Below are 10,680 nucleotides of genomic sequence, written 5' to 3'. Positions count from 1 at the left end.
CTCGGGCACTACGAGCGCTTCACCGACAGCAACACGTCGCGGGCGTCGAACGTCACCGCCGGCGGGATCTACGACTCGGTCATCCGGCGCGAGCGTCGCGGCGACTACCTCGGCGGGACCGTCCAGGTCGTCCCGCACATCACGGACGAGATCAAGAACCGGATCAAGCTCATCGCCGAGACGAGCGACGTCGACGTCGTCATCACGGAGATCGGCGGCACGGTGGGCGACATCGAGTCGCTGCCGTTCCTCGAGGCGATCCGCCAGTTCCCGGTCGACGTGGGGCGGCGGAACTGCATGTTCATCCACCTCACCCTCGTCCCGTACATCGGGCATGCGGGCGAGCTGAAGACGAAGCCGACCCAGCACTCGGTCAACGAGCTGCGCCGCATCGGCATCCAGCCGGACATGGTCCTCTGCCGCTCGGAGTCCGAGCTCTCGCCGGACATCCGCAAGAAGATCGCGCTCTTCGCGTCGCTGCCGCCCGAGGCGATCGTCTCGGCGAAGGACGTGCCCGACATCTACGAGGTCCCGCTCTGGTTCCACGAGCAGGGCGTCGACCGCTTCATCGTCGACATGCTCGGCCTCGAGCCGCCGCGCGAGGCCGACCTCTCGGAGTGGGAGGAGATCGTGCGGCGGTCGTCCTCCGCGGCGCAGCCGGTGCGGATCGCGCTCGTCGGCAAGTACGTCGAGCTCGAGGACGCCTACCTCTCGGTCGCCGAGTCGCTCAAGCACGCCGGCACGCTCCACGGCGCGAAGATCGAGCTCGACTGGGTCGACTCGGAGGCGCTCACGGATCTCGGCGCCGCTCGCGCCCGGCTCATCGACCACGACGGCATCCTCGTCCCGGGCGGGTTCGGCGGGCGCGGTGTCGAGGGCAAGATCCTCGCGGCGCAGGTCGCGCGCGAGGCGGGCGTCCCGTACCTCGGGATCTGCCTCGGCATGCAGCTGGCGGTCGCGGAGTTCGCACGGCACGTCGCGGGCATGGACGGCGCGAACTCGACGGAGTTCGACATCGAGACCGAGTGGCCGGTCATCGACCTGCTCCCGGAGCAGAAGGAGGTCGCCGACCTCGGCGGGACGATGCGCCTCGGCGCCGACCCGATCAAGCTCCACCCGGACACGCGGGTCCGCGACGTCTACGGCGAAGCCGTCGTCTACGAGCGCCACCGGCACCGCTACGAGGTGTCGATCAGTCTCCGCAAGCGACTCGAGGCGGCGGGGCTCGTCGTGTCGGGCACCTCGCCCGACGAGCGGCTCGTCGAGGTCATCGAGCTGCGCGACCACCCGTTCTTCGTCGCCAGTCAGTACCACCCCGAGTTCAAGTCCCGGCCCGAGCGTCCGGCGCCGCTCTTCCGCGGTTTCGTGGGGGCTGCTCTCGATCGCGCGCTCGACCAGCATCCCGAGGGCGAGATCCACGCAGCCCGCGGCGAGGCCGCCCACCAGCGGGTGTGACGGCCGACGCGGGCGTCGTCCGCCGGGCGCGCGTCGCCCGCGGTGATCTGCGCGCGCTCGGCCTCGCGCTGCGCGGCGAGCCCGACGGAGACCTCGTCGCGGAGATCCCGGGCGCGGGGGCCGACGAGGCCGCAGGCCCGGCGGTGGTCCTCGCCGCTCCGGCGGGGGACGGCGCTCTCCTGCGCGTGCTCGTCGACGTCGCCCGCCGCCTCGTCCTCACGCCGGCACCCGTGGGCGTCGAGATCTTCCTCGTCGCGCCGCCGAGTCCCGTCCCCGCGGCTCCGGTCGCGCTGCGAGCCCCCGCGGGGGTGGCGCTCGACCACCCGGGCGGGTTCGGCGAGATCGTCGTCGCCTCTCCGGAGGCCTATCGCGTGGAGGCGACGTTCATGGGCCGCGCGGCGGACCCCGTGCGCCATCCGGAGGCCGGTCGGAGTGCGGTGCGCGCGGCGGCCCGCGCCGTCGCGGCCATCCCGGTGGCCGGGCCCGGCGGGCCGCTCACCTGCGTCGAGCCCGTCGCGGTCGCCGGGGACGCGAGCCGGTGCGTGGTGGGGGTCGACGTGCGCTCGACGAGCGCAGGAACGGCGGAGACGGCCGTCGCGGCGGTCGTCGACGCGCTCTACGACGCGGCGAACGACCCGCGCGACCCGGCCGACGCCGACGTGGCGGTCGAGCGTGTCGCGACCGCGGGAACGCGGCGCCGCGACGGGGACGAGAGCCTGGAGCGCGTGCGCGCGGCGCTGCGCTCGCGGGCGTACGCGCCACGTGACGTGGAGACCCTCGCGACGTCGGTCGCGGCCCTCGCCGGTCCCGCGGTCGTCCCGGTCGGCGTCGGGCCCCTCGGCGAGCCCGCCGACGGGGATCTCCATGCCGAGCGGGTCGGTCTCGCGCTCGCCGTCGTCGAGGCGTTCGCGACGGCGATGTGACGAACGTCGCAGCGCTCCGCAGCCTCGCCGCGGATCCTGCGCCGGCGGCCGGCGGGGCCGTGGATCCGTGGTCTCCTCGTCGCATGTGGTTCGCGATCCTCACCCCGGGCGCCCACGAGTGCCGCCCGCAGCACCGTCCCGGCGTCCTCACCGTCTACTCGTGGACGGACGTCGCTCGCAAGCGCATCGACGGTCCCGCCGCCGCCGTCCACGACGGCCTGCGGCGCCTGCGACGCGACACCGATACCGCCGAGGAGCCGTTCGCACCGCGGTGCTTCGTCTGCCGGGCCGCGTACCCGCTCCCCGATCCCGTCGATGCGCTCGCCTCGGCACGCGACCTGGGTGACGGCGGCGCGGAGGTCGGCGCCGGTCCGCCTGCGGGGCCCGGCGCCGCGCCCTCCGCCGGCGCCGCGGGGCCCGGGGCGGCGGTCTTCATCTGCGTCCACATCGCCGACGAGGAGCCGGCCGACGGCGGGGAGGAGGAGGCGCTCGTCGTCCTCCCGGCCCGCCGCTTCGCCGTGGCGGTGCCGCTCGACTCGCTCGGGATCGTCGTCGGGCTCCTCGCGGCGGCCGCCGACGAGAGCGACGCGCTGCGCTGCGCGGAGTGCGGGACGCTCGCCCCCGGCAGCGACCGCTCGCCGCAGGCGCGGCCCGCGTCGCGGACCGAGCGGCGCGCCGCGGCCCGGGCGGAGCGGCGCTGCGGCCGTGCGGGCCGGCGCGCCGCGTGATGGCGGCCTCCTCGCCGAGCGATGTCGAGGCGCAGGGCGTCGATAGCCTGCGCGCGATGCTCGTCCTGCGCCGCGGCACCGTCGTCGAGTCCGAACACGCCGACGGTCCGCGCCAGCGGATCGTCGTCGAGTCGGACGGAGACCGGCGCCCCGCGATCGCCGACGTGTCGCTCGTGGGCGTCTCCGAGGTCGGCGACGACGTCGTCGTCAACGGCCAGGCGCTCGACCTCTCGCTCGGCTCCGGCGGCTTCGACGTCGTCCACGTCAACCTCACGCGCGGGCTCGGCGGCTCCGGCGAGCCCGGGGCGCACGTGATGAAGCTCAACTACACGTCGCTCCAGCACGCCGTCCACCCGGTGGAGGGCGAGGACCTCGCGGTGCCGCTCGGCCGGCCCGTCGCGGTGTTCGGCCTCCACGGGCAGCTCGCCCCGCTCGCCTGGGCCTTCGCCGAGGCGGCCCCGGGCGCGCGGCTCGGATACGTGCAGACCGCGGGCGGCGCCCTCCCCGGCGGTCACTCGCGCGTCGTCGCCGACCTGCGGGCCCGGGGCCTCCTCGCCGCGCACGTGACGGCCGCGCCGACCTACGGAGGGGAGGGGGAGGCGATCACGACCGCCGGGGGCATCCACCACGTCGCCCACGACGTCGGCTGCGACGCGGTCGTCGTCGGGCCCGGGCCGGGGATCCTCGGCTCCGGGAGCGCGCTCGGGCACGGCGGGATCGTCGCGCTCGACAGCGCGCACGCCGCGCTCGCGCTCGGCTGCGAGGTCGTCCTGTGCGCGCGGATGAGCGACGGCGACCCCCGGCCGCGCCACCAGGGGCTCAGCCACCACACCCGGACGGTGCTCCGGCTCCTCCTCGCGCCCGTGGAGGTCGCGCTCCCGCGGGACGGGGCCGGGCGCCGGGGGCCGGACGGCCGGACCCCCGAGGAGGTGCTGGCAGAGACGGCGCACGCGACCCTGCTCCTCGACGCCGACCTCGACGGATACGCGGCGAGCGGCCTGCCCGCCCGGACGATGGGCCGCGACCTCGCGCAGGACGGCGCGTTCTTCGCGGCCGCCCTCGTGTGCGGGACCGCGCTCGCGGGGAAGGTGGGGTCATGAGCGAGCGCGAGTTCACCCACCGCGGCGGCGAGACGGTCTTCGAGGGGCGCATCATCCGCGTCGCCGTCGAGCGGTTCGCCTATCCCGACGGGGAGGAGGTGACGCGCGAGGTCGTCCATCACCCCGGGGCGGTCGCCATGCTCGCCGTCGACGAGGACGTCGTGTGGCTCGTCCGCCAGCCGCGGGAGGCCGTGGGCGACCCCGACGTCCTCGAGGTGCCCGCCGGCCGCCTCGACAAGGAGGGAGAGCCGCCCGAGGAGTGCGCGCGTCGCGAGCTCGCCGAGGAGATCGGCAAGGCGGCCGCGCACTGGCGGCCGATCACGACGTTCTACGCGTCGGTCGGCGTCCTGGCGGAGACCGTCCACCTCTTCCTCGCCGAGGGCCTCTCGGACGTCGCGCCGCCCGACTCGGGGGAGAACGAGCGCATCGAGCTCGTCCCGTGGCCGCTGGAGGATCTCGACGGGGCGATCGCCGCGACCCGCGACGCGAAGACGCTCATCGCGCTCCTCTGGCTGAAGTCCGAGCGCCTCGGCGACGGCGCCCGGTAGCCGCAGCGGGCCGCTCCGCCAAGGGCGGCAGGGGATCCTGCAGCGCGCACGGGGCGTTGCACCGGCGAGGAGCGCCGGGCGCCGGGACGAACCCCTCATGCGATGGCCATCGCCCCTGCCGCCGCCGACCGCGCCTTCGAGGACCACCTCCTCGAGTTCCTCTCCTACCTCGAGTTCGAGCGCGGGCTCTCCCGCAACACCCTCGACGCGTACCGCTCGGACCTCCTCCAGTTCGGCGCGCACCTCGCCCGGGCGGGAGCGAGCGTCCTCGACGCCGGTCACGCCGAGCTCGCCGCCTTCCTCACCGATCTCGCCACCGGGACGGAGGGGCGCCCGGCCGTCGCCCCCGCGACGCTCCAGCGCAAGACCGCCTGCCTGCGGTCGTTCTACCGCCACCTCCGCCGCGACGGCGTCATCGACCACGATCCGACCGCGGAGCTCCGCGCTCCGCGGAAGAGCCAGAAGCTCCCGGAGGTCCTCTCGCGGGACGAGGTCGCCGCGCTCCTCGCCGCTCCCCGTGGGACCGAGCCGGGCGCCCTCCGCGACCGCGCCCTCCTCGAGCTCATGTACGCCTGCGGCCTGCGGGCGAGCGAGGCCGTCGGCCTCGACGTCCGCGACGTCGATCTCGACGCGGCGATCCTCCGCGCCCGCGGCAAGGGGAGCAAGGAGCGTCTGGTGCCGGTCGGCCGCGAGGCGGTGCAGGCGACGCGGATCTACCTCACGCGGGGCCGCCCGCTCCTCGTCGGCCTCGGCGAGGAGCCGCGGCTGTTCGTCAACCACCGAGGCACCGGGCTCACCCGCCAGGGCCTCTACAAGATCGTGCAGCGGCACGCGCGCACCGCCGGCCTCGAGGGGCGCATGAGCCCGCACACGCTGCGCCACACCTTCGCGACGCATCTCCTCGCCGGCGGGTGCGACCTCCGCGCGCTCCAGGAGATGCTCGGTCACGCGGACATCGCGACGACCCAGATCTACACGCATCTCTCGGCGGAGCGCCTGCGCGACGTCTACTTCAAGGCGCATCCGCGCGCGACCGGCGCCACGGCGCCGCCTTCCTGAGCGCGGCGCCGGGGGCGGGGCGGTGCGCAGGGGCCGTCCGTCAGAATCGAGCTGTGCCGTCCCCCTCGCCTCGCCGCCCGTCCCCGCCCCGCGCCGCCCGCCGTCGGCCCGTGGCCGCCGCCCTCGTCGTCGCGGCGCTCGCCGCAGCGGGGGCGGCCGGCTGCGGCAACGACCGCACGCCCGTCCCCGAGATCGGCCAGCCCGGCCCGCGGCTCGGCGACAACCCGGTGAACGACGCCGAGGCGGGGCTCTCGCTCATCGCTCCGGCGGGGTGGACCGTGACGCCCGGGCAGGACCCGCTCGTCACGACGATCGCCGACGGGAGCTTCATCGTCGGCATCTTCCGCTACCCCCGCAGCGAGCCTCTCCCGAAGGAGAAGGACGAGCTCGAGCGGGCCATGGACGACCTCGTCGCGGCGGCGAAGGCCCGTGACGCGACGTTCGAGCCCATCGCGACGGCGCGCACGAAGGTCGACGGCAAGCCCGCGATCCAGATCCGGGGCACCCAGACGATCGGCGGCCAGCCGCGGACCGTCCGCTCGACGCACGTCTTCGCCTACGGCGCCGAGCTCGTCATCGACCAGTTCGCCCCGAACGACGCCTTCCGGCAGGTCGACGAGGCGACCTTCCGCCCGCTCCTGCGGTCGGTCGAGCTCGAGAAGCCCGCGGCATGAGCGCCGCCGAGGGGCGCAGGGCGTTCGTCGTCGTCCTCGACGCCTGCGGCGCGGGGGAGACCGACGACGCCGCCGACTACGGGGACGCGGGGGCCGACACCCTCGTCCACGTCGCCGAGGCCGCGGGCGGGCTCGACCTCCCGACCCTCGGCGCGCTCGGCCTCGGCCGGATCCGGCCGATCGCGGGCGTGCCCCCGGCCGACGACCCCGTCCTGCACGGGCGCCTCCACCCGCTCGGGGCGGGGAAGGACTCCACGACCGGGCACTGGGAGCTCTTCGGCGTCGTCGTCCCGGAGGGGCTGCCCACCTACCCCGACGGGTTCCCGCCCGCGCTCCTGCGGCGCATCGAGGAGGCCGCGGGGCGCCGCTGCTGCTGCAACGCCCCGTACGAGGGCCTCGCGGCGATCGACGACCACGGCGCCCACCATCTCGCGACCGGCGAGCTCATCCTCTACACGTCCGTCGACTCCGTCCTGCAGCTCGCCGCGCACGAGGACGTCGTGCCCGAGGCCGATCTCCACGCGATCTGCGCCCGCGTCCGCGCGGCGATGGGCGGCGAGCACGCAGTCGGCCGGGTCATCGCGCGGCCCTTCACCGGCACGCCGGGGGCCTTCCGGCGGACCGAGGGGCGCCGCGACTTCGCGCTCGCGCCGCCGACGACGAGCCACCTCGAGGCCGTCCAGGCGGCGGGGGTGCCGGTCCACTCGGTCGGCAAGGTGGCCGATCTCTTCGCGGGGCGCGGGATCGACGAGCGCCATCCCGGGGCCGCGAACGCGACCGCGCTGACGGAGACCGGGCGCCTCGTCCGCGACCTCGACGAGGGCCTCGTCGTGACGAACCTCGTCGAGACCGACCAGAACTTCGGCCATCGCAAGGACATCGCGGGCTTCGCGGCGGCGCTGCGGGAGATCGACGCTGCCGTCGCGACGTGGCTGGGGGACCTCCGCGACGGCGATCTCCTCGTCCTCACCGCCGACCACGGCGTCGATCCGACGACGCCCGGGACCGATCACACGCGCGAGCGCGCCCCCCTCCTCGCCCGCTTCACGGGCCACGGCGGCCGGCGCCACGACGGGCCCCTCTCCGACGTCGGCGCGACCGTGCTCGACTGGCTCGCCGGGCGCGACGAGCCGTCGCTCCCCGGCCGGTCGTTCCTCGTCGCGGAGCACGCGGATGCCTGAGCTGCCGGAGGTCGAGACGATCCGGCGCGGCCTCGCGCCGCTCGTCGAGGGCCGCCGCCTCGACCGGCTCGAGATCCTCGACCCGCGCTGGTGCGCCCCGCTGCTCCCGACCGAGGTCGTCGACGCGGTCGAGGGCCGGACCGTGGAGGCCCTACGCCGCCGCGGCAAGTACATCGACGTCGCGCTCGACGGCGACGTCCACCTCCTCCTCCACCTGCGGATGACCGGGACGCTGCTCTACGACCCGGACCCGGCGCAGCCGCACCAGCGGGTCGTCGCCACGCTCGACGACGGCCACGTCCTGCGGTTCTGCGACCCGCGCCGGTTCGGGACCGGCGAGCTGGCCCTCGGGGAGGACGCGCTGCGCGCCTTCTTCGCCGTCCGCCTCGGCCTCGAGCCGCTCGACGGGACGCTCGACGGCGCGACCCTGCGGGCCCTCGCGCGCGGCCGGCGCGCCCCGGTGAAGGCGTTCCTGCTCGACCAGCGCCACGTCGCCGGCGTGGGGAACATCTACGCCGACGAGGCGCTGCACCGCGCCGGCGTCCATCCGCTGCGGCCCGTCGACCGCATCGCCCCGCGGCAGTGGGACGCGATCGCGCACGGCGTCGTCGAGGCGCTCACCGCCGGTCTCGCAGCGGGCGGCGCGACGATCGACGACTTCCGTCACCCCGACGGGGTCTACGGCTCCTTCCAGCACGAGTTCCGCGTCCATCGCCGCCGTGACGAGCCGTGCCCGACGTGCGGGACGACGATCGTGAAGATCGTCGCCGCCGGCCGGGGGACCTACGTCTGCGAGCGCTGCCAGCCCCGTCCGCGCCCCCGGAGGGCGACGCGGGCGGGGACCGTCGGAGCGGCGACGGCGTAGCCTCCCCGCCATGAAGGAGCGTCTCGTCCGGATCTTCCCGCTCTTCCTGGCCGCGGCGCTCCCGCTCGCCGGGCTCGTCCTCGCGCTCGTGCGGTTCGCGGAGAAGCGCCCGCAGGAGGGGATCCAGATGATCGCGGCGAGCGTGCTGGGCGCCTTCGTCTACGCCCTCGTCCTCGCCTGAGCGCTCAGGCGGCGAGGAGCTCCTCGAGCCGGCCGCTCCGCTCGGCGGCACGGGTCTCGTCGAAGCCCCCGACGACCTCGTCGCCGATGAGCACCTGGGGGAAGCTCATTCGCCCCGTGCGCTCGATGAGCGCCTCCCGTCCGGCCGGGTCGCGTGCGAGATTGATCTCCTCGTACGCGAGTCCGCGGGCGTCGAGCAGCCTCTTCACCATGACGCAGTACGGGCACATGTCGGTCGTGTAGACGGTGATCTTGTCCATGACTTCAGAAAGGATAGCGAGGCGGCCGGTCCGTCCCGTCCGCACGGGGGGACGATGCCCGGGCCGGTGAAGCTCGAAGCAGTCGTGCTGCGATCGATGCGCTACGGCGAGGCGGACAGGATCCTGCACCTCTACACGCCGGGGCGCGGGCGGGTCGGCGCGATCGCGAAGGGCGTCCGGCGGGCCCGCAGCCGCTTCGGCGGCCGCCTCGAGCCGTTCACCCGCGTCGACCTCGTCCTCCACGAGGGCCGCAGCGACCTGCTCACCGTCACCGGGGCCCAGGCGCTCGACCCGCACCGGCGGCTGCGCGACGACGGCGCGGCCCTCGACGCCGCGGCGCGGGCCTGCGACGCCGTGGCCCGGCTCTTCGAGCACAGCGAGCCCCATCCGCCCGTCTACCACCTGCTCTGCCACGAGCTGCGGCTCCTCGACGACGGCGCCGGGCCGGCCGCGACGGCGTCGCACGCGACGCTGTCCAACCAGCTCGCGTTCCGGCTCAAGCTCCTCCTCGCCGCCGGGCTCGCCCCGCAGCTCGCCGCGTGCGCGAACTGCGGGGAGGCCGACCACCTCACCTCGTTCAGCGGGGCGGCGGGCGGCGTCGTCTGCGCGGCGTGCGAGCGGGGGGCGTTCCCGCTCGACGAGGACGCCCACCGCTTCATGACCGCTGCTCTGGGCTCCCCGCTGGCGGAGGCGCCGGCCGCCGAGGACCGCGTGCTGCGCCAAGTCGAGCGCGCGATCTCCGACACCGCGGAGCACCACGCGCACGTCCGGCTGCGCCCGGCCCGCGCTGGGTAGGGTCGCGGACATGGAGACGTCGAGCCGCTGGGTGCAGGACTTCGCCGACGGGTCCCGGGAGCAGCGGGACCTCCTCGGCGGGAAGGGCGCGAACGTCGCCGAGATGACCCGCGTCCTCGGCGCTCACCGGGTGCCCGCCGGCTTCACGATCACGACGGAGGCGTGCGTCGCCTACCTGCGCTCCGGAGGCGACTTCCCCGACGGCCTCGCCGAGGAGGTCGACGCCGCGATCGCCCGTCTCGAGACCGACGCCGGCCGCCGCCTCGGCGACCACGACGATCCGCTCCTCGTCTCGGTGCGCTCGGGCGCCCGCGAGTCGATGCCGGGCATGATGGACACCGTCCTCAACCTCGGCCTCACCGACCGCAGCGTCGAGGGCCTCGCGGCGAAGACCGGCAACGAGCGCTTCGCCTGGGACTCCTACCGGCGGTTCGTGCAGATGTACGCGAACGTCGTCGAGGGGGTGAGCGGCGAGCGGATCGAGAACGAGATCAAGACGGTGAAGTCGGGGCGCGGCGTGTCGCTGGACACCGAGCTCGACGTCGAGGCCCTGAAGGAGCTCACCGACCGCTTCAAGGCGCTCTACCGGGAGACGACGTCCCGCGACTTCCCGCAGGACCCGCGGGCGCAGCTCGAGGGCGCGATCCGCGCCGTGTTCGACTCCTGGAACGGGGAGCGGGCGATCGCCTACCGGCGCCTCAACCACATCCCCGACGAGTGGGGCACGGCCGTCAACGTCCAGCAGATGGTCTTCGGCAACAAGGGGCGGACCTCCGGGTCCGGCGTCGCGTTCAGCCGCGACGAGGTGACCGGGGCGCCCGAGCCCTCGGGCGACTTCCTCGTCGACGCCCAGGGCGAGGACGTCGTCAGCGGCGTCCGCAACACGCAGGACATCGCCGATCTCGCCGAGGT

General features: G+C 75.1%; 13 protein-coding genes. 12 read left to right on the top strand and 1 reads right to left on the bottom strand.

Features of this window, described 5'->3' with window-relative positions; translation table 11 throughout:
• From pyrG to ACME2J_RS21085, 10 genes are all read left to right on the top strand, one after another.
• Positions 1 to 1,455 (top strand): CTP synthase (pyrG, locus tag ACME2J_RS21130; RefSeq protein ID WP_495546926.1); only part of this gene is annotated, 1,455 nt, incomplete at its 5' end.
• Positions 1,452 to 2,378 carry a hypothetical protein gene (locus ACME2J_RS21125; protein WP_495546925.1) on the top strand — a complete coding sequence of 309 codons (927 nt, stop codon included), beginning with the start codon at positions 1,452 to 1,454 and terminating at the stop codon, positions 2,376 to 2,378. The genes pyrG and ACME2J_RS21125, both read left to right, overlap by 4 nt.
• Positions 2,379 to 2,461: 83 nt before the next feature.
• Positions 2,462 to 3,106 (top strand): hypothetical protein, encoded by a 645-nt coding sequence (locus ACME2J_RS21120; RefSeq protein WP_495546924.1) that lies wholly within the window; start codon positions 2,462 to 2,464, stop codon positions 3,104 to 3,106.
• A 56-nt stretch (positions 3,107 to 3,162) separates the two neighbouring features.
• Entirely contained in the window at positions 3,163 to 4,206 is a 1,044-nt protein-coding gene (locus tag ACME2J_RS21115) for a DUF3866 family protein (protein ID WP_495546923.1), read from the top strand.
• Entirely contained in the window at positions 4,203 to 4,754 is a 552-nt protein-coding gene (locus tag ACME2J_RS21110) for an NUDIX hydrolase (protein ID WP_495546922.1), read from the top strand. Before ACME2J_RS21115 ends, ACME2J_RS21110 begins: the two co-directional genes overlap by 4 nt.
• A gap of 102 nt (positions 4,755 to 4,856) precedes the next feature.
• Complete coding sequence (gene xerD, locus ACME2J_RS21105; RefSeq protein ID WP_495546921.1) at positions 4,857 to 5,813, top strand: site-specific tyrosine recombinase XerD; 957 nt, start codon at positions 4,857 to 4,859, stop codon at positions 5,811 to 5,813.
• Between the two features lie 110 nt (positions 5,814 to 5,923).
• Complete coding sequence (locus ACME2J_RS21100) at positions 5,924 to 6,487, top strand: hypothetical protein (protein ID WP_495546920.1); 564 nt, start codon at positions 5,924 to 5,926, stop codon at positions 6,485 to 6,487.
• Positions 6,484 to 7,668 (top strand): phosphopentomutase, encoded by a 1,185-nt coding sequence (locus tag ACME2J_RS21095; RefSeq protein ID WP_495546919.1) that lies wholly within the window; start codon positions 6,484 to 6,486, stop codon positions 7,666 to 7,668. The genes ACME2J_RS21100 and ACME2J_RS21095 overlap by 4 nt, the downstream gene beginning before the upstream one ends.
• The gene (gene mutM, locus ACME2J_RS21090; RefSeq protein ID WP_495546918.1) at positions 7,661 to 8,533 is read left to right on the top strand and encodes a bifunctional DNA-formamidopyrimidine glycosylase/DNA-(apurinic or apyrimidinic site) lyase; all 873 of its coding nucleotides are present in this window, start codon (positions 7,661 to 7,663) and stop codon (positions 8,531 to 8,533) included. The genes ACME2J_RS21095 and mutM overlap by 8 nt, the downstream gene beginning before the upstream one ends.
• A gap of 10 nt (positions 8,534 to 8,543) precedes the next feature.
• Positions 8,544 to 8,714: a hypothetical protein gene (locus tag ACME2J_RS21085; RefSeq protein ID WP_495546917.1), complete on the top strand. Its 171-nt coding sequence runs from the start codon at positions 8,544 to 8,546 to the stop codon at positions 8,712 to 8,714.
• 4 nt (positions 8,715 to 8,718) lie between these two features.
• Here ACME2J_RS21085 and ACME2J_RS21080 read toward each other — a convergent pair whose 3' ends face one another.
• Complete coding sequence (locus tag ACME2J_RS21080) at positions 8,719 to 8,973, bottom strand: glutaredoxin family protein (protein ID WP_495546916.1); 255 nt, start codon at positions 8,971 to 8,973, stop codon at positions 8,719 to 8,721.
• A gap of 66 nt (positions 8,974 to 9,039) precedes the next feature.
• Between ACME2J_RS21080 and recO the strand changes: the two genes are divergently transcribed.
• Positions 9,040 to 9,768: a DNA repair protein RecO gene (gene recO / locus ACME2J_RS21075; protein WP_495546915.1), complete on the top strand. Its 729-nt coding sequence runs from the start codon at positions 9,040 to 9,042 to the stop codon at positions 9,766 to 9,768.
• A gap of 10 nt (positions 9,769 to 9,778) precedes the next feature.
• A partial coding sequence (locus ACME2J_RS21070) for a PEP/pyruvate-binding domain-containing protein (protein ID WP_495546914.1) occupies positions 9,779 to 10,680 on the top strand: 902 nt, incomplete at its 3' end.

This window comes from Paraconexibacter sp., from assembly GCF_059438195.1.
The sequence above is the reverse complement of the archived record's forward strand: the minus strand, read 5'-3'. Positions and strand labels throughout refer to the sequence as shown.